Consider the following 25,243-nt stretch of genomic DNA (forward strand, 5'->3'; position numbering starts at 1 on the left):
CGTGGCCTTCAGCTGAGTACCTTGGCGTACCAGCGATCCGCCCTGCCATGCCCTTCGTATGGCGCGATCTCCTCGTAGACGTGCCTGATGAACAAACCGGGGCGGGGGATCCGACACAGCTGCGGTGACCCACGCCGGATCAATGCTCGGGCCACCGTCTGAAGAGCCTCTTTGTCAGTGCTGCCGGATACGGTCAGCACCACGACTACGTCCTCCCGTACGGCCTCACCCCGGTGGCTTCTGGAGGCCACCTGTCATGCCGCACCCGCCGACGGACCAGCCTGGCACGCACAGCTCGAACTCCTGCGTTCCGTCGGCTTCTTTGACCCGGGCCGCGATGTGTGGCTGGTGCGCATTGGCGCCCTCAATGTCGGTGCACTGACTGCGCTGAACACCCTGTACGGAGCCGCGTCCCGCTACCGCACCCAGATTAGCTTCACCTCCGTCGCAGCCCCTCCCGGCTGGAAGGGCCCGGACCTTCGAGGGCGACGGCGAACTGGCCCAGCTCGTGGCAGCTGCCGCCGACCGCGGACGCCGCCTGGGCCAGTTGCCGGCCTCCTGATCCGGGACCCCGACCAACGCTGTGCGGGGCGGCCTGCCGAATGTGCAACGCCCCTCGCCGGACAAGCGAAGGGCGAAGTGACGGCGATCTACGAACAGCGCTTTGCCTGGGCTCTCGCTCAGCAGAGCGGCATCGCTGGCCGTGCTGCTCGTAGTGACTCGCGCAGCGCTCGCACTGCCGCGGCGATCTCATCATCAGCGCGGTGGCACCGAAGGCCGATGCCGCGGCACGGCCCTCCATTTTGAGCTGTGCCCGTCCCGCGGCCTCTGCCCCGCCAACTGGCCGCTAGAAGGATCAGTTCCTGCTCAGGGTGCGGGTGATACCGGCAAGTACCGCAGTCGTCAGGATCCAGCCGGCGGCGATGAGGGCGTAAGACAGCCAAGCAGTCGCTCCTCCCATCCAGTACCAGGAAGTGCGTTGGCCGAGACCACCGATGGGGATCAACAGGTCGAGGGTGTAGACGAACGGGTTGAAGGGTGGAACTTGGCCGGGTTGAGTCGGCCGGGGTGCGTGGGCGGCGAAGATCGTGGTCCCGAGCAGTACGAGAGCGGCGAGCCACACGCCTGCCAACCAGGGGCGGTAGCCGTAGCCGACGGTGGCGTCGATGAGGTGGCCCCACAGGCGGGAGGGCAGGCCGAGGGTCCCTCTGCGTTGGCGCTGCTTGGCCAACAGGACTCGTCGGGCGTCGTCGTCGTGGCCGATCACCCGGTACCAAGCGGCAAGTTGCTCGTAGGGCTGGGCGGCGTAGTTGGGTTGCCGTCGTATCCATGCCAGGCGGCGCTCCACCGACACCGCGTGGACATCACCGCTCTCATGGAAGGAACCGTAGGTGAACCCCTGCAGTCGCACAGTCTCCGGCCAGGAGCTTTCTTGGTCGTGGACGGTCACGGCCTGGGCATTCTGCAGGTCGACCTGTCCGGACGGCGGCTCGGCCGGGGTGAAGACGAAGATTCCTGCCTGCATTCGGGCGCAGTCCAGCGCCGTACCGCGGGCCCGTAAGGTGGCGCCGTCGAGGGTGAGCTGGTCGGTTATCTGCGTGCCCCGCAGGCTGACCGTTCCCTCGGCCGTGAAGCCCTGGGACAGCGCCATGCTGCTCACCACTGCTTGGTCGGCGAGGAGCGCCACGCCATCGGGGTGGTGTAGTTGCGCTTGTTCCATGTGTAGGCCGCCGGGCAGTTGAGCGCCCGGGAGACGTATACCGCCGTGCACGGTGGTTCCACGGCAGAACAGTCCGGCCTCCATGACGAGCCCGCCGGCGAAGACAGCCCAGTCGCCGGGGTGTGAGACGACCGCGTCTCTGAGCTTCAGCTCGCCGGACAGGCGCGCGTTCATCAACGAGAGTCTGCCGTTCAGGACCGTGCGGCGAAGGACGACCCTGCCTGCCACACGGGCCATGGTCAGGGTGAGTCCCGCAAGCCTGCTGTCCGTGATCTCGATCGTCCGGGTTTCGGCTCCGAACAGATTGAGGTCCTGCTCGAACCAGCACCCCTCGAACCACATCCCGTGCCCGATCTCGGCTTCGCTCAGGTCGAGCGCGCCACTGATTCGGGCACCCGCGAGCCGCAACGCAGGAACATTTCCAGGTTGTCCTGGATTTCCGCCGAGGAGCAGGGTGGCTACGACGGTAGCCCTGATCGTCCGCTCGACGCCCCAATCTTCGCCGTTGTCGGGGGCGTCCTGCGCACCACCCGTCCGGAAGTCCACCAGGTGCCCAGCGGGGTAGGCATCCCACACCTGGCGCTCTGACGACGTGAGTTCCTCGTACGTGTACATCCCAGAAGGCTAAGCTCGAGTAACCTCTGTGATTCATCTGCCTCGAACGTCCCATTCGTGGGAGAGGATCGACATCACTACCTCATCGAGCCATGCACCGTCACGCAGCTGTACCTGCCGTCGCGTGCCTTCCTCAACAAAGCCCACCTTCTCGTAGACCCGCCGTGCTCTGTGGTTGTGGGAGTACACGTCCAGCTGAATTCTGTGCAGGCCAATCTGCTCGAAGGCGTAGCCCACGATGAGACGTGTGGCTTCGGTGCCCAGCCCTCTGCCCCGCCCGCCAGGGCCGATCAGGGTCCGGAAGACGCAGCTGCGGTGAGCCGGATTCCAGTCATAGAGGACGACCTCGCCGACTACAGCTCCCGTCTCGCGGTCGGTAACTGCGAGATCAAGCCGGTCGGCTTGCTCACCACGTGATCCGTACCAGGCCCGCAGTCGCTCCACAGTGAGCTCAGCGGAGGGTTCAAAGGTGTAGCGGATGACCTCAGGGTCTTCGATGATCTCGGCGATGGCGGTCGCGTCGGCCTCGGTGAAGGGGCGCAACAGAGCCTTCTCGCCAGTGAGAACTGGCTTGTGGGAAAGGTCGGCGAACGTGCTGCTGCTCATCCAGGGATCTTCGGTGTAGTGCCGGCATCCACGCAACGGCCTTTGCACACCATCTGGTCCGCAGAATGATCCGTCAGGGACGACTGGGTGCATCTGCGCACGACCGATCCGATCGAATCCACTTTCAAAACCGTCGAGTTGAGGGGCTGGGTCACCCGCGGCGCCGGCAGCTCGGCTGCCGCCCTGGCGATGGTCTTCGAGCTCACCGGGTCCGCACAGGCCCGCCGGCGGGCGATCACCACACCCCGCCTCGCCGCCCTCGTCCGCAGCGGCGCCCGCTTCGAACGCGGCGTCCTGGTCGAGCGTGAACAGGTCGTCGTGGCATGAGCGAGTCAAGGGAACGCCCGCTGCTGGTCCTGGATGTCGACGGACGTCTCCTGCCGTTCGGCGACGGCCCGCAGTACGAGCCGACCGTGACGTTCGTCAACGCCTGCTACCTGCAAAGGCGTTGACCGGGCCATGCTGCTGCGGTGAACCGCTATCTGCTCGACGACCGTCGCCCGGAGGCCGGCGAACGGTTCGCGGCGCTCGCCGAGATGTTCGACCCGTGGACCTTTCGTCACCTCGACGACCTGGGGCTCGGTGAAGGATGGCGGTGCTGGGAGGTCGGTGCCGGCGGCGTCTCGGTGCCACGCGACTTGGCGGAGCGCGTGGGGCCCAGCGGCCGGGTGCTGGCCACGGACATCGACGTGTCGTGGGCCGAGCCCGCGGCCGGGCGCGCGCTCGAGGTACGCCGGCACGACGTGATCCGCGACCCACCGCCGGCGGAGACGTTCGACCTGGTCCACGCCCGGCTGGTTCTGATCCACCTGAAGGATCGCGCGGCCGCGATGCGTGTCATGATCGGTGCGCTCCGGCCGGGCGGACGGCTGGTGATCGAGGACGGGGACCCAGGCCTGCAGCCACTCGCCTGCCCGGACGAGCGCGGCCCCGAGGAAGCCCTGGCGAACCGGTTGCGCACCCGGATCCGAACGCTGATGGCCGAGCGCGGGGCGGACCTCGCATACGGTCGTACGCTGCCCCGGCTGCTGCGTGAGTCAGGCCCGACGGACGTTGGCGCCGAGGCCTACTTCCCTATGGCGTCACGCGCGTGCGCGGTCCTGGAGGCGGCTACCGTCCAGCACGTCCGCGACCGGCTCCTGGCCGCGGAACTGGCGACGGCCGAATAAATCGAGACGCATCTCGCGAACCTCGCGCACGGCGACCTGGACCTCATGCTCGCACCGCTGATCACCGCATGGGGCCGCAAGGCGGCCTGACACTCCATGCCACCGGCCGCTCGGGCCTCGTTCGATGAAGCGTCGGCGCAGTCCCTGCGACTCTCCCGGCTGCGCTTGCGCCGGATCGCCCCGCGGCGCGTGTCTGCGGGGCGCCTTGTGGGGTTTTAGTCGACCGCCTCCCCGTTGTGCATACCGCCCTTGCAGAGGTTGTCCGTCAGATCGGGCATCCCGCCGGCCTGCTTGCACTCAGAAGGCGTGACGGCGGTTGGGGCACCCTGTGCGGCGGCGCTGGCGCTGGCGACGCCCGTGAGGCCGAGTCCGGCGAGGGCTGCCGTGGCGACGACGGCGGGAAGGATTCGTCGAATGCGCATTTAGTTCCCCTTTCACGGATTGTCCCGGTTGGGGCACTAATCAGCTTAATCGCCATGCAGGTGGCACGTCATGTTGCGCCATTCAGGTGACAGCACTGTCGGATGCGGGGCCGGCGGCGCGACCCGTCGGACAGGCCCTGGCTCGAGTTTCAACCTCTGCCTGGTTCGCCAGCCGTGCGGAGCTGCTCCCTGCAACTACCAGGCTCCTCAGGCGTGGTCACGGCCGGATACATGCGGTGTCGGTGGCGGCTGCCAGGATGTCGCTCATGACGATCAAGAACGTAGCCCGGCATGACGTGAGTGAGCCGCGGATCGAACAGGCACTGGAGAACATCTGGCGGCGGGCCCGCGGCCGCTGGCACACGATGCAATACGACTGCTACTCCGATGAGGAGCTGCAGGGAATGCGCGACGAGCTCCTCGACCACATAGCCGCCCGCACGGTGACGGAACCCGAGCCCGGCACTGCCCCGTCACACATCGTCCTGCGCACCACGGCCGAGTGCGCTCTGGGACTCCTGAGCCTGGGCTGCTACCCCAACGGCGACCAAGAGATCTCCTTCACTCTCATTGACGAGAAGCTCAGCAGCGAGGACACCGACTTCGAGGCTGTGGTGGAGCAGGCGGCGACCGCGAGGACCTGGCTGGACGCGTTCGCTTTGTCTGTGATCAGCGGCATGATCTGGGAACAGCACCTGGTCATCGGACTGCTGCTGCGCGGCGACTATGCGCCTGACATCCGTAACGGTGTGCCGCACTCGAAGCGGGCATCGAAGTCGGACCCGGGCGAGCTGGCGGAGATGGACGCCTTGTGCGGCTACCTCACGCAGGCCGAAGGGCATCTGCCCCGTCACTGGCCGTCGGTGACGCTGTGCAAGCCGAATGCCGGCGTGCGCGCCGATGCACAGCGGCAGCTGGATACTCTCGATGCGCTGACGCCAGATCAGCGCCTCCTGCATGTGCTTTTGGAGGATGACCAGTTGGCCTTCGAACAGGCCCTGGAGCATCGTCTTGTCCAGCACCGGGAGAGCGCACCCTGCGATGCGGCGCCCCGCAGCCTCCTGCCGCACAAGACCATCGCCCTGGCCGCCCTGGCAGTCCAAGTACACAGCTGGGACTTGCGCGTCCAATCTGCTTACCTGCCGCAGGCCATGCTGAGCGCCCCCGAAAGCGCGCCGTCGACCAGTGACTGAACCTGCGCTCTCACCACTGTCTGGGGTGCTGCCTCAGCATGAGTCTTGACGCCCGACCGCCGGCTCCCCTCCCGGCCGTGTTCATGCGTGCTCACGGACATCCATCCATCACTATGCAAGGAAACATCCGATTTGCCTGGAGGCCTTGCATGCAACGTGACGGTTTTCCTGCCCCGGATTCCGGGCTCCTCCTCACTCACTTTCTGACAGTGGCCGACGTAGCCCGATCTCGCGCCTTCTACGCCGACGTTCTCGGCGGTGAGGTCGTGCTCGAGGAGAACCCCTGCACCATCAAGCTCGCCAATGGATGGATCATCATGAATCCGGGCGGCGGCCCCACCCCGGACAAGCCAGACGTCACCCTGCGCCCGCCCACCGACCCGAGCACGGTCAGCAGCTTCCTCAACCTCCGTGTCGCCGACATCGAGGCATGTCACCGAGAGTGGAGTGCGAAGGGCGCCGAGTTCCTCACGCCACCCATCGATCGCAAGGCCGAGCTGCGGTGCTACTTGCGCGATCCGGACGGCTATCTCATTGAAGTCGGGCAGGCCACCGGCATGCTGCAGGGCGTTTACGCCGACCCGCCCGCCGGTACAAGCTAGTGGCCCCTGACACAGCCGTGTCCGGGCATTGAGGAGAAGCCCGTCCCAGCAAGCCGAGGGACCGCGGTTGACCTAACCTGACCACGAGGCCCCGTCGTGCATCCCCCGTCGCGACGGGGCCTCGCTACACCTCGAACAGGGTTGCCCAACTCGTCACGCGACCAGCGCACGCCAACGCAACGATCCGCCGTCGCCTCGGTCACAGCGAGCACCCCAAACCACCCGTGAATCAGATCAGTTGCCCTCTTCAGTGTCGACGCCAGGACGTCCGCCCCCGACGTACCCAACGGCCCCGCGCACCCACGCAACCGCGCGCGGGGCCGTCCTTCGTTCACCGGGCCGGGCACTCCACAGCCCAGTGCCATACCTGTACAGGCTCACGCCCGGTGCTCCGGGCACTCCCGCCGCTGGTCGTCGCCGGCGACGCCGCCACAGGGCTGCTTGCGGCACACGCACTCGGCGAAGGTGCCGCCCAGTGATTGATGCCGTGCTTCACGTACCCGGAAGCCCGGGCGATGGCCTCAACATCACGAGGTGCAGACACGGCCAGCCTTCATGAGCGGGGATGCGATCCAGGTGGGCAACGGCGGTATGGGCACGTCCAGTTCGATGACATACCGTACGCCGTCAGCAACGGATCCGAGGCCGATGAGATAGCAGCCCCTGCGGCGGCCGGGTCCGCGTACGCCGATGCCCTGCCCCTGCGGGCTCCGCCGTCAGACGTACGTGCTCGCCGGGCGACCTCAGCGCGGATGCCCGCGTCGCCCCCGGCGTGGATCTCAGGTTCGGCTATGTACCGTCACGTCGAAAGGAGCTGTGGGAGCCACTACGGGTCTTAAGCGGCTGCCACGGTGATCCGATTTACCCCTCGCACGAGTGACATACGCGCCGTGTACGGCACGTCGCGTGCCACGAACTCGCTACGAAGATCACGTTCTGTTCGCGATCTTCAAGGAGTCTCGTGCGCACCTTCGCCCTCACCGCGACACTGCTCGCCGCCGTCACGGCGCTCGCCATCCCCACCGCTGCCGCGCAGGCGGCGCCCGGCCCGTTCGGCAGCCCCGGTGATGTCATCACCACCCCGATCCGGTTCGCCCTTAAGGCGCTGCCGGTCAAGGATGAGGACCGCACCGGCTACCAGCGCACCAGCTTCAAGCACTGGATCGATGCCGACAAGGACGGCTGCAACACCCGGGCGGAAGTCCTCAAGGCTGAGGCGTTCATGACCCCTGAGCAGGGCCCGAAGTGCAAGCTCACCGGCGGGCGCTGGTACTCGGAGTACGACGACCACTACATCGACGGAGCCAGTGGCCTCGATGTCGACCACCGGGTGCCGCTCGCCGAAGCGTGGGACTCGGGCGCCTCACAGTGGAGCGCGGCAGAGCGCCAGGCCTACGCCAACGACCTGGGTGACGATCGTTCCCTGATCGCCGTGTCGGCGAAGTCGAACCGGAGCAAGGCCGACCAGGACCCCTCGACGTGGATGCCGCCGGCTGAGGGCGACCGCTGCGCGTACGTGCGGGACTGGATTGTCGTGAAGGTGCGCTGGCAGCTCGCCATCGACCCTGCAGAGCAAGCGGCGCTTGCAGAGAACGCTGCCCGCTGCCCGAACGCGCCGGTGAAGGTGACACTCGCCAGGTAGCACCGCGCGCAACTGCGCCGTTCGGCTGAGCCCTCGCCATGAGTCGGGGGCTCATTGGCGTCCGCGATGAACCAGCCGCCTGAGCTCACCCCTGGCCGGCGCACCCCGCTTTGCGCTCTTCCGCGGCCGCCGTGGAGGGAAGGACACTGCAGACCACGAACCAATCGGTATGGGAGGTGGCGTGCGTGCCTCAAGACCAGCGCCTTGTGCAGACCGCGGTGATGGGCAGTGCGGAATCGGAGATACCCGTCCTGCTGCCGATGCAAGGTGGCCAGGCGATCCTGTTCCGCCAGGCCCACGCCGGGGACACGTTCTGGTGCGGGCAGTGGCTGGGCGGATGCAAGGGTCGTCTGACCATCAAGACCTACGCTGACCGCGTCGCCCATTTCGCCCATGTCCCTGGCCCCGGACGTCTCCCATGCAGCAGGGCGTCGGTGGGCGTCTCCGGCGCCGATCACCTCTACATCAAGCAGCAGATCCTCGCCTGGCTGGGCAGCCACGGCATCGGCGCCAGCGCGCACCTGCCCCAGGACACCGAACGGCTGGGCAGCGAGGTGCTGTTCGAGCCGGACGGTCACGGCTGCCTGCGGGTTCTGCTGGACCAGGACTCCGTGCTTGACGCACCCGGGGACGGCACTCAGCTGATACTCGGCCCGCACGTCGCGCACGATCCGCGGCGGCTCACCCTCGACGGCTATGTGCTGCGCATCCGCTGCGACACGGACAGCACCGGACGCCGCGTCATGATCGGCACTCAACTGCACGGCCACACCGAGTGGTTCAGCCTGGATGCCTGCCGCCTCACGCCGTGGGGTCTGTCCACGCCCGCGGTCGAGGAGGTCCGCCGCCTGCGCAGCAGCACTCGCCCGCTTGCTGTCTTCCCGCACCGCCTCGTGCCGGCCCAGAGCACAGCCGTCCGGCCGGTGGCCGCGCCGCAGGCGTCGGATGACCGCCAGGCCGCGTTCAGCGCCCTGCACCAGGCAGTCGAGGGCGAGCACACCAGCAGCGAACTGCGCCACTGCCTCACCCGCGCCGAGACAGTCACCCGCGGCGGCGCGAGCGCCGAGGAGAACGCCCTGCTGCGCCGCGCCTCGGACGTGCTCCTGCGCAGGGAACGCGGTGTTGGCGTCAGTGCCCCGCCGCCTCCCGCGTCGCGGCGCGGCCATGTCTCCCACACCGGCCGGCGCCGCAAGAGCCGCGCAGGGCAGGCGGCCGAGGCGGTCGCCGACCTCCTGGACACTCTCGACCGGCGGCGCAGCCACCTGCGTCCCGGCGAGCAACAGCGTCTGGTGAACCAACTGCAGGACAAGGCCCGTGTCGCCGGGCCCTGGCTGACCCAGACGCAGCGCAAACAGATCAGCGTCTGGAGAAAGCGCACCAATCCTGCGACTGCAGCACCCACCAAGCCGCCGACTGCGCCTGCCGCGCAAGCCTCCCAGCCTCCCGCACACGCCGCCTCACAGCCCTCCGCACGCCCTTCGGTCACAGGGCAGCGAAAGAGCGGCGGCCCGCGCCCCGCGTCTGCCCCGGTGGCCATCCCCAGCGATATCGACGCCGTGGCGGACGCGGCACGCGATGTCCTCGAACACACTGCCCGGCTCGGCGCGACCATCGACTGGAACCGTCTGTGCTCCCAGGTCAAGGGGCTGTCCGAGCTGACCAAGGAACAGCAGCGGCACGCTCTTGAGGTCGCGTCCGCCCGCTCACGCTCCACCCACTCGCTGACCGCCTTGGTCACTGACGACGGTGGGAAGCCGGACCCCTGCTACCAGCACGCCGGCGACGGCTCGGCCGCCCAGTCGGCCTGGCGCAAAGCCGTGGCGGACGTTCACGCCTCCTACCGTCCCGTCGTTCCCCCACCCGGTGCTCGCCCGGACGGGTTCAGGGCGTGACGCGTACCGAGTGCCAGGGCCCGCTACTTGGCCGGCGGTGACACCGGGACCAGGAGCGCCCGGGGACGAGTGGCCCCAGCAGATCTCGCCTCAGGAGAGAGGTTTGCTTAACGTGATCTTGGCCGGGACACGACCACCGAAAACATGCACGCCCAACAGCCCTGCGTGCTGCAGAAGGTGGCCTCATGACTGCCCTCTCAGTGGTGCCAGGGCAGCATGACCGGCTCAGTCGGAATACGCCCAGCAACGAGCTCTGTAGCAAGCTCGGCCAGGCCGAACGGATAGATGGTGTCGCTGCTGACAGCCAGCTCATGAAGCGTCCACCAACGGTGCCCCGCATGGTATTTGCGCTCGTGGGCGTCCTGACCGCTGATATCGACCCGGTGAGCCGCGATCCGAAGGTGAAAGAAGTCGTCCCGAAAGATCCCTTCAGCCCATCCGAGGTCTGCATACCCGGAGGTCTCCGCCACCTTGGGCCCGAGAGCCTCCCGAGACACGGACAGGCCTGTCTCCTCGCGCAGTTCCCGAACCGCTGCCTCAGCCAGGGTCTCCCCGTCCTCAACACCCCCACCGGGGGTGATCCACCCGTGGCCGGCATCGGGGTCCTCGGAGTCGCGAAAGAACTTCAGCAGCAAGATTCGATCCGTCTCGTCGATCAGCAGTACACGAGCGGAACGACGGCGATAGCTCTCTTGATCGGGCACTTGAGCAGGCTAGTCAGGCCGAGGCGAACGCGCCTGTGCGACGCCGGACCTCAAGCGCTGAGCTCCTTCGATGCTTTTGCAAGTGATCAAGTCCCCTGCCGTTGCCCCAACAGTCGGGCCTGTTCTCTCTTCAGCGCGGAGAATCCCTGGAGCGCGTAGGCGGCGAGCTCCTCGCTGGGGAACGACACCACCGAGAGGTGCCGGTCGTGGTGTCCCTGCGCCCACCGGGCAGTTGCGATCTCATAGCCAGACACGTGGGCGCACAGTTGGAGCAGAAGCGGCGGCATCGCTGGTTCGCTCAACAGGTCCGCGTGTTTGATGACCAGGTCGCGCATTGCCTGGATGTTCGGAAGAAAGACGGTAGTGACCCACAGCCGCCACTCGGTGAGCTCTTCAGGAGTGGGCGGGGGCTCATGAACGAATGGCGACTTTCCGCCGGGACGAGCGTGACGTTCCACGAACGCGCTGAACGTGCGGCTGTTCGCTTCCGTGAGGGCGAACAGCGGACCGTTGAAGTCGCTGAGCTGGCGATTCACGCGAGCAAGACGTTCCTGACGCTGCGATAAACGCAAGCTGTTGAGGTAGGTGACGACATAGCCGACGAACGCCAGCCCGATGGTGACGACCACTGCGATCATGAGGGGCGATGCTAGCGAGCGGTGCGCCCCCTGGTCAGACGGCCGTAGCAGATACGGATTGCAGCGATACCCGCGAAGGCAGGAAGTGGTCGACCTTGCCTTCGTGGCGGCGGTGGAGTCTGCGGACGCCGCCGAGCCAGCTCACTGTCCGTTCGCCGGTCAGCGGTGTCGGCCGAGCCTGGCCGAGGAGTCGACGCCATTGCGGGCTATCCGAGGCGTGACGCGGCGGCTTTGGAGCCACAGCACCTTGGTTCCTCGGGCCGGAGCAATTGCTGGGCTACGAGCTCGGAGCGGGTCAGCTCGAGCAACCGCCCCATCCAGTTTCGTCCCCGAGCGTCGGGGATGTCTCTCCAGAAGGGTGAGTCCGAGAGGCCGGTGTAGCTGATCCTGGCGTCCCCTGTGGAAACGAGAACCTGGGCGAGTTCAGGGTGCTGAGTGAACTTCGCGCGAAGGAGCTCTGCCATGACCGCGAGCCGAACGTTGGGCCAGTCACTCCGGTGCGTTGCCTGGCCACCCAGGTCGTGTGCCTCTCTGCCGGAGGCCGCATCCCGGATTCTGCTTCTGTCAGAACCGTCGGCTGCCGACAGCGCCCAGTACCCGTGCAGCACGGACGCATAGGATTCGCCGGCGAACACGATCTGTGCAGGGAAGTCGTTGCGGAGCATGAACAGACCCGGCTGCTCAGGCCACCCCCGTGGGTAGACGGTTTCGTGCAGGATGAGAGCCGGTCGGCCGGGCCCTGAAGGATCGTCGGCATGCTGGATGGCTCGCCGCTCCTGCTCGCTCTGGACTCCCTGATTTCCGTGGCTGAAGTAGTCCAGGACGTCCTGATGCATCTCCGCTGTCGCTACCGGGCCATCGCCGTCGACGGCCTCACCAATGTTCGTGAGCAGGATCCGCAAGGGACGGTCCTGAAGGTCCATATCTCCGAGGACATAGATCCGAAGATATGATGGAACCGCAAGATATGCCGCTCGGAGAAGTGCTCGGGTGGACTCGGCTGGCTCCTGCTGAAAGCGTCGGATCGCATCCCAGCAGCGTTGCCCGGCAGTTGGTCGCTCATTGAGTGCTTCGATGCGGTCAGTGACTTCCAGAAGAAATCCCTCTGGTGTCAGCGGTTCGCCGTGACGGGAGGCCCACTTCGATGGTTCGTCGGGAAGCGTTGGAGTCTCAGGGTTGGTCACTGCCAATCGGCCCGTTGCCAGCATCTTCTCGAGGCCGGCCAGGTCAGTACGTTCTCCGCAGGTGATCGCTCCGTCCGCGAAGACAATCAAGTCGTCGAGGTAGTACTCACTGTCTGCTCGATAACGCCGCCAGATGTGGCACCAGGCCCCATCGATCCTCTCTCTGTCCACCATCCGATATGTCGGTCCCCGCCACGTCATGGGCGCACGCTATCGCCTGCGAGACGATCACGGGAGTGGCGCGGGAGTCCCCAGGTCGCTGCTTCTTGCCCGGTCAGGGACTGAGGTGGAACGTTCGAGGACGGCCAGAGTGGTGCGAGGGTTCTTGGCGAATGCTCTGCCAGCGTCGGCCCCCTCTGGTATGTCCCAGCAACAACAGCCGCCAGAACTTCGAGCTGAACGCGCCCTGCGGAACTCGCGCCGTGCGGCGGCGCCGACCAACACCGCCGCACGCCGCTCAGAGCCAGCGCGAAATGCTGCCGCCGGCGCCATCGTCCAGGCCCGCTTCCTGCTCGGTCGAGAGACGGAGCAAGTGAGGCGACGAGCAGCACTGGCCGATCCGCCTGCTGCGGGCCTCGCCCGCGCTGCCAGGCTCCACCCACGATCTGATGGCCACCCGCACTCACGGCAGACCCAGTCTCACCCGCGTCGAGCGTCGCCCGCGCACCGTTCGGCCGCCGCGTGGATCGCGTGGACGTAGGCGGCGTCCAACGCCTGCACCTCACCGGAGAGTTTTTCGAAGGGAACGAGGCTCCGGTGGTCGCTGCCACGGCTCAGCATCCAGGCCGTCCACGCGTCGTGGACGTCTGAGGCGGTCGTCCGGGTGCCCTTGGCTCGCATCAGCACCGCGTACCCAAGGAACAACGACTCGTCGTCGCCCGGGGGTTCGGCGGTGGGAGGTAGGAGGCTCCGGATGAGCTTGGCCGCTTCGGTGAGGTATGTGGTCATCCGCTCAGTCTGCCCGCGAGAAGCAGAACATGCAGGGCCGCCAGGAGAAGGGGGATGAGACGTTCGGTCTCGCCCAGTTCGAGGTACCTGAACCGGCGTAGTCTCCGGCGCTGCTTCAGGCTCGTCCACTCGTCGGTGTAGATCTTGGCTGGCAGTTGCTCCTCCAGCTTGTTGATGACTTCGAACTTTGCCTGGTTGAGCAGCTGGTAGCTGCGGAGTTGCAGCCACCAGAAGGCGGAGAGGGTGCAGCCAGTCAGGGCGATGGTCAGCGCCGCGTACCAACTGACGCGGTGGGCGGTTGAGTCCACCAGGCCGACACCGGCCAGCAGCGTGGTCTGGATGCCCAAGAAGAAGCTGTTGGCGGCACCGCGTCGGGCCGAGACTCGGTCCGCCATTTCGACGGCCAGTGCGTAACCCGCCATGAAATCACCGTTCCTGACGGTGGGTGAGGTGGGCTGTGGGGTGGAGGCGGGGTCCGACTGCCCGGGGACGGTGGGGCCGGTCCGGCGCAGGGCTGCTCGGCGCCCCGGATCGTCAATGGTCATTTCTGACCCGGCATCGTCGATGAGGCGCCCGACAGGATGCTTCGTAAATGGTTCATGAGTGGAGTGAGGCGACTCTTGGCGACAAAACTGTCCATCCGGAAATTTCCGCTCACTGTAGAGGTGTCCAGGGAAACCAGTTGAGGTTCGCAATCACTGGTGAAATAGACCATGGACTTGAACCAGAACGCCCGATCGGCTGGAGAGGAAAGGTAGTCCGGCAGTTCAGGAAGGAGGGGCGTCTCCCAGGACTCGCCGTATCGGCTCTTGAGTTCGTACAGCACGCCTTCCGCCTCCGCGACACTCGAAGCCTTGAAGCGTCGGTATTCAATCGGGTCCGTCACCAGCAGGACGAGCCGTGTGGGGTGTCTGCGGCGGAGGACCTCGGCGTATTCCCAGAGCGTTCCCGGTCCGGGGCCGGTCCCCATGACGATCACACCCGCGTTCTCGATGAGCCGGCCGACGGTGCCTTTCCAGTCGTCGAGCGGTAGGTACATACGCGCCGCCCCCGCGCCGCCCGGCACCTGCTCACCGGGGCTGCCGACCGCCAGCAGCGGCCCGAATTCGGCGAACAGGGCGCTGATGCGTTCCTCGTGGCTGCGGTGGGACTGCATGATCCACGTGCCCGGGTTGTTGAAGAAGTTCAGGTTCTTGCCGAGGGGCGTTGCCTCGGAGGCACCGGCGTCCTGGTCGAACGGCCGGAGATAGAGGACGTACGACCCGCTGGAAATGTGCTCCGGGGACGTGACGATATTGGCCAGGTACCGGTTCGCCTTCATCGTCGGGACGGAGGCGAATACCAGGACCGCGGCACCGCCCGTTCCGACCAGCAGGAAAATCACGAGAAGGATGTACCAGGGAGGCCCGTGGTATCCGGGCAGGTCGGGAATCGTGGATACCGATTTCATTCCCAGGACGGCGAGGATCAGTACGGCCGTTCCCGCAAGGCGCATCGCCCAACTCGCTGTCCGCAGGGCCCAGCCATAGACCCGGCGGCGTCGAGGGAGAGGTGCGCCATTGCCTGCGCCCGTCCCGAGCAATCGCTGGGCTACGCGCCAGCCGGCCAGCGCTACCCAGATGTCCGAGCCGCCGACGCACAGGCTCATGAGGTCGAGGAGAAGGGTGTGCGGTGAGGACAGGTGCGACACCATCGCCACGAGGTCGCCCACCGCGAGACGCAGGCCCACGAGCACGACGGCGAGCCCGGCTGTTCCGGTCGCCAGGCTCGTGAGCTGAATGGAGCCCACGCGCAGCTTCTGCGCAGTCGACAGGCGCCTCGACGGTCCAGACGTCGCCAGCCCGAACTGCCGCCTGGCGGCATTCCCGGCGACCGCTCCGAGCCGGAAGGCGACGACACCGACGGCTGCGGCGGACACACTGAGCGCGAGAACGAGGAGGAATGCCAGGCGGTCCGCTCCCGGCCGGGCCAGGGTGACCGAGGCCGCGTACACGGAGAGGGCAACCAGACCGGCGCCGGCCATTCTGCAGAGCCAGTGGGCCAGGTGCAGCGTCCACCCGGTCCAGAGCGCGGCCCGCGTCACCGCTCGTCCCCGTCGGTCGGCCGTGCGACGCAACTCCCGTCCTGCCAGGAACACCGGTACGGAACATAGGGCGATTCCGAGATTGACCAGCCACGTGAACCCGCCGCGCGCGGTAAGCAGGAACATCTGCCCGCCCAGGACGAAAAGCCAGGCGCTGAGCCAGACCAGAGCACCACCAGCTGTTCGAAGCGATCTCCGTCGGGGGTGTGGGGCGGGCTCCTCGGAGGCGGGTGGGGCGAGTGCGGCGTCAGGGCCGGGCAGGGCGGCGGGAACGGCCGCCCATGCCCCCAGGCCGAATACGAGCAGGGCCAGGACGATGCATGCGTGATCGAGAAGAAAGACGGAAAGATACGTGCGCGGTACGGAGCCACTGCCGGACGCCGGCCAGACGCCTGCGGGACGGGAGAGCGGCGCCGCCACGACCGCGAGGGTGAGGAAGAGGGTCCCCAACTTGAAGCAGCCCGACGCCACCATGTCGCGCGTCCATAACCATGCCCGTTGCCGGTATCCGCGGGCTTTGCTGCTGGCTCTACTCACTGCGAGTAGCCCCCCTACCTCGACGAGTTCACGATAGAGGGCACTCGCGAACGCGGGCAATCGCTTCCCCGTTCATCGTCCGCATCGGTCCCGCGCCCTTGGCGGTGGCCGTCACTATCACCGAGTTACCGGCCGCCGAGCCGCCCCGTACCCAGATCATCGAACGGCCCCGGCAGCGTCACGCCGACGTCCACCGGCTCGTGGACGCCCGCTGGACCATCAGTGCCATCACTCGCCGTCTCCACTGGACCGCAAGACCGTGCGCCGCTTCCGGGACACCGGCCTCAACATCCTCCTGGCCTCTGCCCGAGCCCCCCACTGGCATCCTCAGCCCGTTCAAGGCATACGCCACCGCACGCTTCACCGACACCGGCGGCAGCGAGCGTCACCGCACCTCAGGTCCTCACCGAGATCCACGCGCAGGGCTATCTCGGCAGCGTCCAGGCCATCCGCAAACACTTCGCCGCCCTCCGCGACGGCACCGCCGAACCCGTCCGCGCCGACATACCCAGCCCCCGGAAGATCACCTTGTGGATCAGGTGCCGCCGGGAAGACCTCAGCACGAAAGACGACGAATGACTCGACCATGAGCTTCACGGAACTGCGGCCAGAACCGATTCCGAAGATCGCCATCAGCGTTGATGGAACGCCGTGACCGCCCCGGACAGCTGACTCGGAGAGGCCTTCGAGGACAGCAGTGAACTGTCGCGGCTTGCGGCGGCAGCCACCGACCGGGGCCGCCCACTGGGAGTGCGGGCCGACGCCGGCATCACGAAGGGATATCGCTGACGACCGTCACCACACCGCGTTCCGGAGGCCGCCGCCGCACGGAATCTCGAGTTCGTACCCACAGTGCCGAAGGCCGACCCATGCGCCATGGCCCTGGACTCATCTGTGAAACCGCCACGCGACGGAACCAATGCCTCCGATCAGCCGCGCCAGCCCCACCCTTCGCAGACGTAACCGTGAAATTGCGCCAACTTGGCAAACTCACAGGCAAGTTGTGACCGATATTTCCCAATGTGCCATACACGCCAAACGATCCGAGGGGTGCACACACTGCTTACCCAGAAGTAGTCTTCCGTCACTCAACAGAATCACCCCAGCTCCACCAACACCACCAGCCACACAGGAGACACCGATATCCCGCGACCAAGGTGTCCGGCACAGCACCACAACGGGGAGACGTCATGCACCGACCAGCACGACGCCAGGCATATTCCAGCGTTCGCATCCGGAATCAAAACCGGATCCCCATTCTGTTTTTGGGGACAGCCGCACTCATCGCCGTGGCGGGCTGCAGCACCGCCGATGAGGGCGCAAACGGGGGTGGAACGACTGCCCCTTCCAGCCCAGCGCCCTCCAAGACGGTCAGCCCTGAGGAAGCCAAGGCACGCAAGGCCGTGGTCGCCGCCTACCAAGGGATGAACGACGAGCAAGTCCAGGCGTACGCAGCGGGATCACTCAAGGGCAGCCGCATCACCCAGTTCGCCACCGGCAACGCCCTGCGGGACACCAAAGACACGATCTTCGTAGACATGCAGAACGACATCGTCTTCAAAGGCAAGCCCAAGCTGACGATCGACCCGAATGACGTCGAGGTCGACCTGAAGGCCGATCCGAAGCGCGCCACGCTCCGCGTCTGTTTCGACATGAATACCTGGGAGCCCGTCAACAAGAAGACGGGCAAGAGCGTCGCTCCACCTGACCAGGCTAAGCGGTACACCTTGAATGCGAAGCTCCTCTCCCGCGGCGGCCTCTGGCTGGTATCGGATGACGTCGCGGACAAGGAGCGCAAGTGCTGATGCGCCAGTTATGGACGGTCGCAGCCATCGGCGCCACGGTCTTTAGCTGGCTGGTGCAGAGTCCCGCGCTCGCCGACGGGGGCAAGGTCGTCTGCAACAGCAGGGGCCAGTGCCGGGTGGTCGCCTCGGATACGCAGGAGAGCGCGGGGCAGCCCGGCAGACACGGCAAGTCGGCTACATCCGGCGGCGGTTCATCGAAAGAGCCCAAGTGCCGCGACGGCTTGCAGAGCAACGTCGAGGTTCCCTGCTCACTCGACGGGCTCGGATCGTGGAGCGACGCGCACAACTGCTACTTCAAGGCCGCCGTTCCTCAGCCGCAGAAAGGTGACCCGGCCCGCGAGGGGCATGCCGTCGATGATGGTGCCGTCTACAACGCCTACTGCCCCAACAACCCCAACATGCAAAGCATGTGGTTCGCGCAGCCACCCACCGGCGAAGCTGCGGCCGTGGACCCGAAGGTGCTGGCGCTGCAGGCGGTGAAGGAGATGACGCTGCTCGGCCCGGACATCGGGATTGCACCCAAGCCTGGGGGCAAGGGTGTTGTCGGCATGCCGGTGTGGATGTGGGCCAACGACTCCCCCAATGCCTGGGGCCCCGTCGTCGCCTCCGCCTCTGCAGGGCAGGTCACCGTGACGGCGACGGCGAAGGTCAGCAAGGTCGCGTGGTCCATGGGGGACGGGTCCAAGGTTGTCTGCAACGGGCGCGGCACGGCCTACAAGGCGGCCTTCGGTAAGAGGGTGTCGCCGGACTGCGGTTACCGCTACGACCTCCCGTCCGCATCGGCGCCTTCCGGGAAGTACCACGTCACCGCGACCGCCACGTGGGCGATCGCCTGGGAGGGCGGCGGTCAGACCGGTCAGCTCACCGAGGTACGGGACAACGCCGTGGACATCACGGTCGCTGAGGTCCAGGTCCTCAACTAGCCCCTGTTCGTACGGATTTTGAGAGGCACCGCTGCGTCATGGAATCCTCTGTGCCGATTGCCCCACGCCCGGCGACCCCGGTTCGGCCCGACCTGCCCATCACGACCGCCCCGCCGGTGAAACGGGAGCGTCGGTGGTCGGTCGTCGCGCTATGCATCGTTCTTGCTGTGTTGTGCGCCCTGGGGGCGGCGGCTGCCGTCACCTCGGCCGGTGACCGGGCCAAGGTCCTTGCGGTGGCTCGTGATGTGCCGGCTGGGCAGGTGTTGACGGCGGCCGATCTGACGGTGGCGGAGGTGTCTTCCGACGCCGCGCTGGCCCCGGTTTCGGCGGCGGACCGGGCCGGTGTGATCGGGAAGCGTCCCGCGGTCGGGCTACGCAAGGGCAGCCTGCTGGAGGCCTCGCAGTTGGATACCGGCACCGGGCTCGGGGACGACAAGCAGCTGGCCGGTGTGCAGGTCAAGCGCGGTCAGGCCCCGGTAGGCACGCTGACCCCGGGTGATGAGGTCCTCGCGGTGACCACGCCCGCCCAGGGCGCGGAGGAGGCCAAGCCAAGCGATGCCCCGCCGTCGTCCGTCGATGCTGTTGTCGTCTCTGTGTCGCGCCCGGACGCCACCGGAACGGTCGTCGTGAATCTGGCGGTTGCATCCGCCGACGGGCCACTGCTCGCCACGCGCGCTGCACAGGGCCGGATCGCGCTGGTCCGTGAACCGCGGAGGAACTGATGGCCGTCATTGCGCTCGCCTCCGCCGCGTCGTGCGGAGTCACCAGCTCCGCCCTCGCCCTCACCCTCTCTTCCCCACGTCCGAGTCTGCTCGCCGAGTGCGATCCCAAGGGCGGCACGCTGCGCGCAGGGTTTCTGCAGGGGCAGATCACTGCCGGGATCGGGCTTTACCACCTGGCTGCGGCCGAGCGGGTCAGTTCAGAGGCGATGGCCAGCGCGTTCGCATCCCATCTGTGGCCGCTGGATGAGCCCGGGCATCGCAAGTTACTGGCCGGGCTGACTGATCCCGCGCAAGCTGCAGCATTGGGGCGTACTTGGTCCGCGCTGTCCGATGTACTCCATGTTCTTGCACAGGAGGCCGGGCACGACGTGTATGTCGATGCCGGGCGGGTGTCGTTCACGTCCGGCCTGCTGCATCAGACGCTCACGCCGGTTGCGCTGATCCACCAGGCCGATCTGGTGGTCCTCGTGGTTCGCAATACCGAGCCGTCGTTGTCTTTGACCCGGCATGTCATCGACCCGCTGCGCGCCGAGCTCGACGAACACGGCGCCGGTTCAGCTGCGTTGGGACTGCTGGTGATCGAGCGGGAGACGTCCCGGGGCAGTCGCGGGTACACCACCCACCAGATCGCTGACGCCCTCAAGACCCCGGTCCTCGCAGCCCTGCCGTGGGATGCGCCGGTGGCCGACTACTTCACCGAGGGCGGCACTCCGCCCCGGGGGTACGGGCGATGCGACCTGCTGCGTTACGCCCGCACCGCGGCCGAGCATCTCGCTGTGGTGGCGCAGCGCCGGCGAGTCCAGCAGCAGTTCCCGGCGCCGGCCGTTCATGGGCAGCTCGCGGGACTTTTGCAGCGTCTGGGCCCGCAGCGGGGAGCAGCCCGTGGCTGACACTCACCAGCGCCCGGGGGGCAACGGCGCTCCGCCAGCGGCCATGGGGCGCGACGACATGGTGAACCTGCTGACCAATCGGATCGGGCAGCGTCGCCCGGCCGGGCGGCCGCCCCAGCTGCCGGCTGCACCAGTGGCCGCCGTCGCAGGCCCCGGTGTGGTGCCGCGGCTGGCGGAGCTGCCCGGTCAGCTTCGTGTGGGTTGGGACGTCATCGAAGCGTTGCAGGCCGATGTGTCGGCGCAGTTGAGCGAGCGCGATCCCGAGCGCACCTTGGCTGAGGAGGACCGGCGTGCGCTGGCCCGTTCGTTGGCCACCGAGGCGGTCGCTGACTGGTCGGCCAAGTATGCGCAGGGCAACACTCCGCTGAGCGGGGACGACGAGGCGCGCATCGCTACCGCCGTCTATGACTCGATGTATCGGGGTGGGCGGCTGCAGTCGTTGCTGGACGAGGAGGGCGTCGAGGACGTCATGGTGGATGGCGTCCGGGCGCATGTGGAGTATTTCGACAAGCCGCGGCGCACGATCGAGAAGGTCGCTGATTCCCACGATGAGCTGATCACTTGGGTCAATCGGATGGCGGGCCTGTCGGGGCACGGGGAGCGCGCCCTGACCCAGGCCACGCCGATGGTGGGCTTTCGGATGCCGGACGGTTCGCGTGTCACGTCTTCGCTGCTGACTGCGCGGCCTTCGGTCGTCATCCGCAAGCACCGCATCAAGGACGACGGCACCGGCGAGTTGGTCCAGTGGGGCGCGATGAACCCGCTGCTGGAGCGGTTCCTGATCACGTGTGTGCAGGCTCGGCTGAATATCTTGGTTGTCGGGGATATGGGCGCGGGCAAGACGACGATGCTGCGGGCGTTGGGCCGCGAGATCCCTGCCGCTGAGCGGCTGGTGACCCTCGAGTCTGACCGGGAGCTCTACCTGGACGAGCTCGGGTCCAAGCCGGGTCCGGTGACGTTCGCGTTCGAGGCGCGTCAGTCCAACGGTGAGCGGCACGACGGGCGGGCGGCCGGTGAGATCAGCATCGGTGACATGTTCGCCACGGCGCTGCGTTACAACGCGTCGCGGGTGATTGTCGGCGAGGTCCGCTCCACGGAGATCGTGCCGATGCTGCAGGCCATGTCTGCGGGTGGCTCCGGGTCGATGTGCACCATGCATGTGCGGCGTCCGCACGCCATCGTCAGCCGACTGGTCCAGCTGTGCACCGAAGCGGGGATGGCCACCGACGCCGCGCACCATCTCATCGCCTCGTCCGTGGACGTCGTCGTCTATCTCACCTATCTCGACGAGACCGGGTTGGGCGGGCGCCGGCACCGCTTCGTCTCACACGTCTACGAAGTCCACGACGTCGTCGGTGAGGCCGGCCGGCCGACAACCACCGAGGTTTTCGCCCCGTCGGGCAGGGAGGTGCGGGCGGTGTTTCAGAACATGCCGAGCTTCATTGACGACCTGGAGCGCACGGGGAAGTTCCTGCGCACGTGGCTGACGGACAACCCACACGGTGCCTGGGGTCCGCCCCTGCAGATGGTGAGGCCGCGATGACGACCAATCAACTCGCTCTAGCGGCTGCCTGCTGCTCTGTGTTGGCCGCACTTGCCGTGATGAGTGCGGTGCGTGAGGTGCGCGGCCGGGTCCCCGATCCGGTCAAGCCGCCGTCCCGGATGGCCGCGCGGGTCCAGCGTCTTCGCTCTGAACTCCCCGAGGCGTGGCGGCGGCGTTGGCGTCTGCTGGTCACGGTGGCGGGTGTCGTCGCGCTGATTGTGTGGGCGTACACGGGCTGGCCGGTGCAGGGGCTGCTTGCGGGGGCGGCGGTCATGGGATTGCCGTTCGTGCTGCACCCCGGTGGCCCGGCCCAGGCCCGTATCGAGCGTCTGGAGGCGCTCGGTCAGTGGCTCAATCACCTCGCGGGGGTGCACACCGCCGGTATCTCGCTGACCCAGACGATCCGCGCCTCTGTGAAGTCAGCGCCTGGGCCGATCGCCGCGAACGTGCAGGCCCTCGCGGAGCGCCTGCGTGCGGGCATGGACGCCCAGCTCGCGTTCGCGATGTTCGCCGACGAGCTGGCGGACGGGGTGAGTGACCATGTGGTGCTGCTCATGCAGTCCCATGCGGTGTACAAGGGGCCGGGGCTGTCTGCGGCGCTTGAGACCCTCGCAGTGACCATTCATCAGCAGGGCGCGGATGCCCGCGATGTTGAGGCCGACCGGGCTTCGGTGCGCAAGTCCTCGCGACAGGTGTCGATCGTGATCTGCGTCGTGGTGATGGGCTGCATGCTCAACCAGGCCTGGTCGAGCTGGTATGCCTCGCCGCTGGGGCAGATCGTGCTCGCCGTCCTGGGGGGCCTGTTCGCGTGGACGCTGGCGTGGCTGCGGCGCATCGCACGTACCCATCCCGACCCGCGTCTGCTCGAGCCGCTGCCTGCCCATCTGAGGGCCGCGAACGGAGTCGACTCGTGATCCCGATGACTGCGGTGGTCCCTGCGGCCGCCGCTGGGGTGCTGATCGGGCTCGCCGTGCGCGCCGCCTGGCCGGCCAAGCCCCATCTGGCCAGCGCCCTGGACCGGCTCGATGCACGTAACTACCCTTCAGCGGTGCCTGGCACGAGTGCTCCCGGGGCGGCGGGTTCGCTCGCCGGGAAGGTCGGGGCGCAGCTGCTGGGCGAGTTCGGGGTCCGCGTCCACCTGCCGTACAAGGACCTCAATCTGCTGCGGATCTCTGCGGCCGAGCACCTGGGGCGGCGCGTCTTGTTGTGCCTGTACGGGCTGTTGCTGCCGCAGCTGCTGCAGGCCCTGCTCGCCGTTGCCGGTGCCTCACTTCCTTTCGCGATCCCGGCCGTGGTCTCCCTCGTTCTGGGTGCGCTGTTCTGGCTGGCCCCGGGACGCGACGTGAGGCGCGATGCGGCCGCTGCGCGCCTCGTCGTGCGGCATGCGGCCGCCAGCTACCTGGAGCGTGTGGCGCTCGCCAGGATCGCGAACTCGGGTGCCGGACAGGCCCTGACGCAGACCGCCGAGGTCGGAGACGGCTGGATCTTCCAGCGGATGCGCCAGGCCTTCGACCATGCCGAACTCGCCGGCGTCACCCCGTGGGAGGCACTGCGCCAGCTCGGCGACGAGCTCGACATCCCCGAACTCACGCGCCCCGTCGACACCCTGGCACTGGCCGGGGACGGTGCCGCTGTCTACACCACCTTGCAGGCACAAGCACGCCAGCTGCGGATCGCTTTGCTGACCGACACCAAGGCGCAGGCGAACGAGGCATCCGCGGCGATGGTCCTGCCCGTCACGCTCGGCGTCATTCTCATGCTGACCTTCGTCATGATCCCGATCGTCAACACCATCCTCGCCAGTTGAGCCCCGAACAGGAGAAGCGGACACCTATGGACATCCAGACGCTGACGGCATGGATACGCGGCCGCTACGCAATGCTGCGCGCCGCACAGGACAAGGGGTCCACCAGCGCCGAACTCGCGGTGATCGCCGGAGCCCTCCTGGTGGGCGCCGGCCTGCTGGTGGTGGCCATCCGGGCCAAGCTCATGGAGAAGATCGGCATCATCAACGGCGGCTGACCCGCCAACAGGGTGTGGGGACAGACGAGATGACGTCGACGGGAAACGGTGAGAAAGTGCGCAGGGGGTGGCAGGGGCTGTGGGCCGCACTGATGAGGCGGCGCGAGGACCACGGTACGGGGAGTCTGGAGCTCGCCACCCTGGCGGTCGTGGTGCTGGCGCTGGCCTTCACCACCATTCAGGTCGGGTTCTACTACCACGCACGCAAGGTCGCCCAGTCCGCCGCCCGCCAGGGCGTGGACGCGGGACGGCAGTTCGGCGCCGGCCCAGGCGACGGCGCTGCGCAGGCCCAGCAGTACCTGGCCCGCTACGGCAACTCCGTTCGCGGCGCCCACATCTCGACCTCCGGCAGCAGCGCCCAGCAGATCCGCATCACCGTCACCGGGGACGTCGCCACCCTGGTCCCTGGTCTCGAGCTGCACGTCACGCAGCATGCGGACGGGCCCGTCGAGCGCTGGACCAACCCATGATCCGTCGCCAGGAGTTACTGCGCGGGCTGCTCGGCGGCGACCGGGGCAGCTATGCGCTGGAGACCGCCGTCCTGGCCCCGGTCCTCATCGTGATCCTCGGCCTGATGATTGCGTTCGGGCGGGTCACCGATGCCGAGGGCGCCGTCGACTCCGCCGCACACGCTGCCGCCCGCGCAGCCTCCCTGGAACGCGACGCTGCGAACGCTCAGAGCCAGGCGCAGGATGCGGTCACTCGCAGCCTGGACGGGGAGGGCATCACGTGCCGCACGTCCAACGTCACCCTCAACACGGGCGGATACGCCGCAGGTGTCGGGGAGGCATCTACTGTCACCGCGACGATCTCCTGCACGGCGAACCTGTCCGACATCGCCGTGCCGGGCCTGCCCGGGTCCAAGACGTTGACTGCCTCGTGGACCAGCCCCATCGACACCTATCGGGCCCGCCCATGAAGCTTCGCTTTCGGCTCAAGCCGCTGAGCAGCGCGCTGACCGAGCGGCGCTACCGTGATCGCGGTTCGATGTCGCTGTTCTTCGCCGTGACCACGGTGGCGCTCCTCATGGTGATGGGGCTTCTCGTGGATGGTGGCGGCGCCCTGAACGCCTCCAGCCGGGCCACCTCTTTGGCCCAGGAAGCCGCCCGCACTGCAGGCCAGCAGCTCGACCCCGCCCAGGCCATCGAGGGCACCGCCATCACTATCGACCCCGACGCTGCTCAGGCCGCAGCCCAGGACTACCTCGCTGCGGCGGGTGTCCAGGGTGACGTGACGATCGATGGCAACGGACGGACTCTGACCGTCACAGTTCACGACACCTACAACACGTACTTCGCGCAGCTGGTCGGCAAGGGAACCATCAACGTCACCGGCACGGCGACCGCGCATCTGCAGACCCAGGCTGGAGGCTGAGCCCGCACC

At 67.3% G+C, this 25,243-nt stretch carries 25 protein-coding genes and 3 pseudogenes; 18 read left to right on the plus strand and 10 right to left on the minus strand.

Features of this window, described 5'->3' with window-relative positions; genetic code table 11:
- Nucleotides 1-856: 856 nt before the first annotated feature.
- Both OHO83_RS09015 and OHO83_RS09020 read right to left on the minus strand, forming a co-directional pair.
- Nucleotides 857-2,335 carry an oxidoreductase gene (locus OHO83_RS09015; protein WP_330279118.1) on the minus strand — a complete coding sequence of 493 codons (1,479 nt, stop codon included), beginning with the start codon at nucleotides 2,333-2,335 and terminating at the stop codon, nucleotides 857-859.
- A 33-nt stretch (nucleotides 2,336-2,368) separates the two neighbouring features.
- Nucleotides 2,369-2,941 carry a GNAT family N-acetyltransferase gene (locus OHO83_RS09020; protein WP_330279119.1) on the minus strand — a complete coding sequence of 191 codons (573 nt, stop codon included), beginning with the start codon at nucleotides 2,939-2,941 and terminating at the stop codon, nucleotides 2,369-2,371.
- A 78-nt stretch (nucleotides 2,942-3,019) separates the two neighbouring features.
- On the opposite strand from OHO83_RS09020, the pseudogene OHO83_RS09025 reads away from it, so the two are divergent.
- The 3 genes and pseudogenes from OHO83_RS09025 to OHO83_RS09035 form a co-directional block, all read left to right on the plus strand.
- A pseudogene (locus OHO83_RS09025) lies at nucleotides 3,020-3,268 on the plus strand (IS256 family transposase); the annotation flags it as partial.
- On the plus strand, nucleotides 3,265-3,393 hold the full coding sequence (locus tag OHO83_RS09030; RefSeq protein ID WP_330279120.1) for a hypothetical protein: 129 nt from the start codon (nucleotides 3,265-3,267) through the stop codon (nucleotides 3,391-3,393). The pseudogene OHO83_RS09025 and the gene OHO83_RS09030, both read left to right, overlap by 4 nt.
- 18 nt (nucleotides 3,394-3,411) lie before the next feature.
- Nucleotides 3,412-4,200, plus strand: a pseudogene (locus OHO83_RS09035) (methyltransferase domain-containing protein).
- A 125-nt stretch (nucleotides 4,201-4,325) separates the two neighbouring features.
- Here OHO83_RS09035 and OHO83_RS09040 read toward each other — a convergent pair.
- A complete protein-coding gene (locus tag OHO83_RS09040; RefSeq protein WP_330279121.1) occupies nucleotides 4,326-4,532 on the minus strand; it encodes a hypothetical protein in 207 nt (68 codons plus the stop codon).
- Nucleotides 4,533-4,798: 266 nt separating this feature from the next.
- Here OHO83_RS09040 and OHO83_RS09045 point away from each other — a divergent pair, with 266 nt between their 5' ends.
- The 4 genes from OHO83_RS09045 to OHO83_RS09060 all read left to right on the plus strand — a co-directional run bounded on the left by OHO83_RS09045 (nucleotide 4,799) and on the right by OHO83_RS09060 (nucleotide 9,861).
- Nucleotides 4,799-5,725, plus strand: coding sequence for an immunity 49 family protein (locus tag OHO83_RS09045; RefSeq protein ID WP_330279122.1), 927 nt, complete (start codon nucleotides 4,799-4,801; stop codon nucleotides 5,723-5,725).
- Between the two features lie 149 nt (nucleotides 5,726-5,874).
- Nucleotides 5,875-6,327, plus strand: a complete 453-nt coding sequence (locus tag OHO83_RS09050) for a VOC family protein (RefSeq protein ID WP_330279123.1) — start codon at nucleotides 5,875-5,877, stop codon at nucleotides 6,325-6,327.
- Between the two features lie 961 nt (nucleotides 6,328-7,288).
- Nucleotides 7,289-7,969 carry an HNH endonuclease family protein gene (locus OHO83_RS09055; protein ID WP_330279124.1) on the plus strand — a complete coding sequence of 227 codons (681 nt, stop codon included), beginning with the start codon at nucleotides 7,289-7,291 and terminating at the stop codon, nucleotides 7,967-7,969.
- A 185-nt stretch (nucleotides 7,970-8,154) separates the two neighbouring features.
- Complete coding sequence (locus OHO83_RS09060; protein WP_330279125.1) at nucleotides 8,155-9,861, plus strand: hypothetical protein; 1,707 nt, start codon at nucleotides 8,155-8,157, stop codon at nucleotides 9,859-9,861.
- Between the two features lie 197 nt (nucleotides 9,862-10,058).
- Here OHO83_RS09060 and OHO83_RS09065 read toward each other — a convergent pair whose 3' ends face one another.
- The 7 genes and pseudogenes from OHO83_RS09065 to OHO83_RS09100 form a co-directional block, all read right to left on the minus strand.
- Nucleotides 10,059-10,565 carry an NUDIX hydrolase gene (locus tag OHO83_RS09065; protein ID WP_330279126.1) on the minus strand — a complete coding sequence of 169 codons (507 nt, stop codon included), beginning with the start codon at nucleotides 10,563-10,565 and terminating at the stop codon, nucleotides 10,059-10,061.
- An 86-nt stretch (nucleotides 10,566-10,651) separates the two neighbouring features.
- Entirely contained in the window at nucleotides 10,652-11,203 is a 552-nt protein-coding gene (locus OHO83_RS09070) for a hypothetical protein (RefSeq protein ID WP_330279127.1), read from the minus strand.
- An 11-nt stretch (nucleotides 11,204-11,214) separates the two neighbouring features.
- Nucleotides 11,215-11,443, minus strand: a pseudogene (locus OHO83_RS09075) (IS5/IS1182 family transposase); the annotation flags it as partial.
- The gene (locus OHO83_RS09080; protein ID WP_330279128.1) at nucleotides 11,410-12,588 is read right to left on the minus strand and encodes an NADAR family protein; all 1,179 of its coding nucleotides are present in this window, start codon (nucleotides 12,586-12,588) and stop codon (nucleotides 11,410-11,412) included. The gene OHO83_RS09080 and the pseudogene OHO83_RS09075, both read right to left, overlap by 34 nt.
- A gap of 438 nt (nucleotides 12,589-13,026) precedes the next feature.
- Nucleotides 13,027-13,335 carry a DUF7701 domain-containing protein gene (locus tag OHO83_RS09090; RefSeq protein ID WP_330279129.1) on the minus strand — a complete coding sequence of 103 codons (309 nt, stop codon included), beginning with the start codon at nucleotides 13,333-13,335 and terminating at the stop codon, nucleotides 13,027-13,029.
- Entirely contained in the window at nucleotides 13,332-13,880 is a 549-nt protein-coding gene (locus OHO83_RS09095; RefSeq protein WP_330279130.1) for a RipA family octameric membrane protein, read from the minus strand. The genes OHO83_RS09090 and OHO83_RS09095 overlap by 4 nt, the downstream gene beginning before the upstream one ends.
- A complete protein-coding gene (locus OHO83_RS09100) occupies nucleotides 13,877-15,892 on the minus strand; it encodes a hypothetical protein (protein WP_330279131.1) in 2,016 nt (671 codons plus the stop codon). Before OHO83_RS09100 ends, OHO83_RS09095 begins: the two co-directional genes overlap by 4 nt.
- A gap of 1,253 nt (nucleotides 15,893-17,145) precedes the next feature.
- Here OHO83_RS09100 and OHO83_RS09105 point away from each other — a divergent pair.
- From OHO83_RS09105 to OHO83_RS09155, 11 genes are read left to right on the plus strand one after another with little or no spacing between them, the layout of a single operon-like run.
- Nucleotides 17,146-17,760 (plus strand): hypothetical protein, encoded by a 615-nt coding sequence (locus OHO83_RS09105; RefSeq protein WP_330279132.1) that lies wholly within the window; start codon nucleotides 17,146-17,148, stop codon nucleotides 17,758-17,760.
- On the plus strand, nucleotides 17,760-18,683 hold the full coding sequence (locus tag OHO83_RS09110; protein ID WP_330279133.1) for an ATP/GTP-binding protein: 924 nt from the start codon (nucleotides 17,760-17,762) through the stop codon (nucleotides 18,681-18,683). The genes OHO83_RS09105 and OHO83_RS09110 overlap by 1 nt, the downstream gene beginning before the upstream one ends.
- A gap of 38 nt (nucleotides 18,684-18,721) precedes the next feature.
- On the plus strand, nucleotides 18,722-19,405 hold the full coding sequence (locus OHO83_RS09115) for an SAF domain-containing protein (protein WP_330279134.1): 684 nt from the start codon (nucleotides 18,722-18,724) through the stop codon (nucleotides 19,403-19,405).
- Nucleotides 19,405-20,295, plus strand: coding sequence for a hypothetical protein (locus OHO83_RS09120; RefSeq protein WP_330279135.1), 891 nt, complete (start codon nucleotides 19,405-19,407; stop codon nucleotides 20,293-20,295). The genes OHO83_RS09115 and OHO83_RS09120 overlap by 1 nt, the downstream gene beginning before the upstream one ends.
- Before the next feature lie 43 nt (nucleotides 20,296-20,338).
- Nucleotides 20,339-21,838: a CpaF family protein gene (locus OHO83_RS09125; protein WP_330279136.1), complete on the plus strand. Its 1,500-nt coding sequence runs from the start codon at nucleotides 20,339-20,341 to the stop codon at nucleotides 21,836-21,838.
- Nucleotides 21,835-22,752, plus strand: coding sequence for a type II secretion system F family protein (locus OHO83_RS09130; protein WP_330279137.1), 918 nt, complete (start codon nucleotides 21,835-21,837; stop codon nucleotides 22,750-22,752). Before OHO83_RS09125 ends, OHO83_RS09130 begins: the two co-directional genes overlap by 4 nt.
- Before the next feature lie 38 nt (nucleotides 22,753-22,790).
- The gene (locus tag OHO83_RS09135) at nucleotides 22,791-23,645 is read left to right on the plus strand and encodes a type II secretion system F family protein (RefSeq protein WP_330279138.1); all 855 of its coding nucleotides are present in this window, start codon (nucleotides 22,791-22,793) and stop codon (nucleotides 23,643-23,645) included.
- Nucleotides 23,642-23,860 carry a hypothetical protein gene (locus OHO83_RS09140; RefSeq protein ID WP_330279139.1) on the plus strand — a complete coding sequence of 73 codons (219 nt, stop codon included), beginning with the start codon at nucleotides 23,642-23,644 and terminating at the stop codon, nucleotides 23,858-23,860. Before OHO83_RS09135 ends, OHO83_RS09140 begins: the two co-directional genes overlap by 4 nt.
- Before the next feature lie 29 nt (nucleotides 23,861-23,889).
- On the plus strand, nucleotides 23,890-24,330 hold the full coding sequence (locus OHO83_RS09145) for a TadE family protein (RefSeq protein WP_330279140.1): 441 nt from the start codon (nucleotides 23,890-23,892) through the stop codon (nucleotides 24,328-24,330).
- Nucleotides 24,327-24,779, plus strand: coding sequence for a TadE/TadG family type IV pilus assembly protein (locus tag OHO83_RS09150; RefSeq protein ID WP_330279141.1), 453 nt, complete (start codon nucleotides 24,327-24,329; stop codon nucleotides 24,777-24,779). Before OHO83_RS09145 ends, OHO83_RS09150 begins: the two co-directional genes overlap by 4 nt.
- Nucleotides 24,776-25,234 carry a TadE/TadG family type IV pilus assembly protein gene (locus tag OHO83_RS09155; RefSeq protein WP_330279142.1) on the plus strand — a complete coding sequence of 153 codons (459 nt, stop codon included), beginning with the start codon at nucleotides 24,776-24,778 and terminating at the stop codon, nucleotides 25,232-25,234. The genes OHO83_RS09150 and OHO83_RS09155 overlap by 4 nt, the downstream gene beginning before the upstream one ends.
- Nucleotides 25,235-25,243 lie beyond the last annotated feature (9 nt).

The organism is Streptomyces sp. NBC_00569 (genome assembly GCF_036345255.1).
In the GTDB taxonomy this organism is placed as follows: Bacteria; Actinomycetota; Actinomycetes; order Streptomycetales; family Streptomycetaceae; genus Streptomyces.

Excerpts from the sequence above, each read along its gene's own strand:
- OHO83_RS09050 (WP_330279123.1), top strand. The coding sequence starts at position 5,875 with ATGCAACGTGACGGTTTTCCTGCCCCGGATTCCGGGCTCCTCCTCACT.
- OHO83_RS09030 (WP_330279120.1), top strand. The coding sequence starts at position 3,265 with ATGAGCGAGTCAAGGGAACGCCCGCTGCTGGTCCTGGATGTCGACGGA.
- OHO83_RS09110 (WP_330279133.1), top strand. The coding sequence starts at position 17,760 with ATGCGCCAGTTATGGACGGTCGCAGCCATCGGCGCCACGGTCTTTAGC.
- OHO83_RS09080 (WP_330279128.1), bottom strand. The coding sequence starts at position 12,588 with ATGACGTGGCGGGGACCGACATATCGGATGGTGGACAGAGAGAGGATC.
- OHO83_RS09120 (WP_330279135.1), top strand. The coding sequence starts at position 19,405 with ATGGCCGTCATTGCGCTCGCCTCCGCCGCGTCGTGCGGAGTCACCAGC.
- OHO83_RS09115 (WP_330279134.1), top strand. The coding sequence starts at position 18,722 with ATGGAATCCTCTGTGCCGATTGCCCCACGCCCGGCGACCCCGGTTCGG.
- OHO83_RS09145 (WP_330279140.1), top strand. The coding sequence starts at position 23,890 with ATGACGTCGACGGGAAACGGTGAGAAAGTGCGCAGGGGGTGGCAGGGG.
- OHO83_RS09155 (WP_330279142.1), top strand. The coding sequence starts at position 24,776 with ATGAAGCTTCGCTTTCGGCTCAAGCCGCTGAGCAGCGCGCTGACCGAG.
- OHO83_RS09100 (WP_330279131.1), bottom strand. The coding sequence starts at position 15,892 with ATGGTGGCGTCGGGCTGCTTCAAGTTGGGGACCCTCTTCCTCACCCTC.
- OHO83_RS09125 (WP_330279136.1), top strand. The coding sequence starts at position 20,339 with ATGGGGCGCGACGACATGGTGAACCTGCTGACCAATCGGATCGGGCAG.
- OHO83_RS09020 (WP_330279119.1), bottom strand. The coding sequence starts at position 2,941 with ATGAGCAGCAGCACGTTCGCCGACCTTTCCCACAAGCCAGTTCTCACT.
- OHO83_RS09150 (WP_330279141.1), top strand. The coding sequence starts at position 24,327 with ATGATCCGTCGCCAGGAGTTACTGCGCGGGCTGCTCGGCGGCGACCGG.
- OHO83_RS09095 (WP_330279130.1), bottom strand. The coding sequence starts at position 13,880 with ATGACCATTGACGATCCGGGGCGCCGAGCAGCCCTGCGCCGGACCGGC.
- OHO83_RS09045 (WP_330279122.1), top strand. The coding sequence starts at position 4,799 with ATGACGATCAAGAACGTAGCCCGGCATGACGTGAGTGAGCCGCGGATC.
- OHO83_RS09070 (WP_330279127.1), bottom strand. The coding sequence starts at position 11,203 with ATGATCGCAGTGGTCGTCACCATCGGGCTGGCGTTCGTCGGCTATGTC.
- OHO83_RS09015 (WP_330279118.1), bottom strand. The coding sequence starts at position 2,335 with ATGTACACGTACGAGGAACTCACGTCGTCAGAGCGCCAGGTGTGGGAT.
- OHO83_RS09130 (WP_330279137.1), top strand. The coding sequence starts at position 21,835 with ATGACGACCAATCAACTCGCTCTAGCGGCTGCCTGCTGCTCTGTGTTG.
- OHO83_RS09105 (WP_330279132.1), top strand. The coding sequence starts at position 17,146 with ATGCACCGACCAGCACGACGCCAGGCATATTCCAGCGTTCGCATCCGG.
- OHO83_RS09040 (WP_330279121.1), bottom strand. The coding sequence starts at position 4,532 with ATGCGCATTCGACGAATCCTTCCCGCCGTCGTCGCCACGGCAGCCCTC.
- OHO83_RS09090 (WP_330279129.1), bottom strand. The coding sequence starts at position 13,335 with ATGACCACATACCTCACCGAAGCGGCCAAGCTCATCCGGAGCCTCCTA.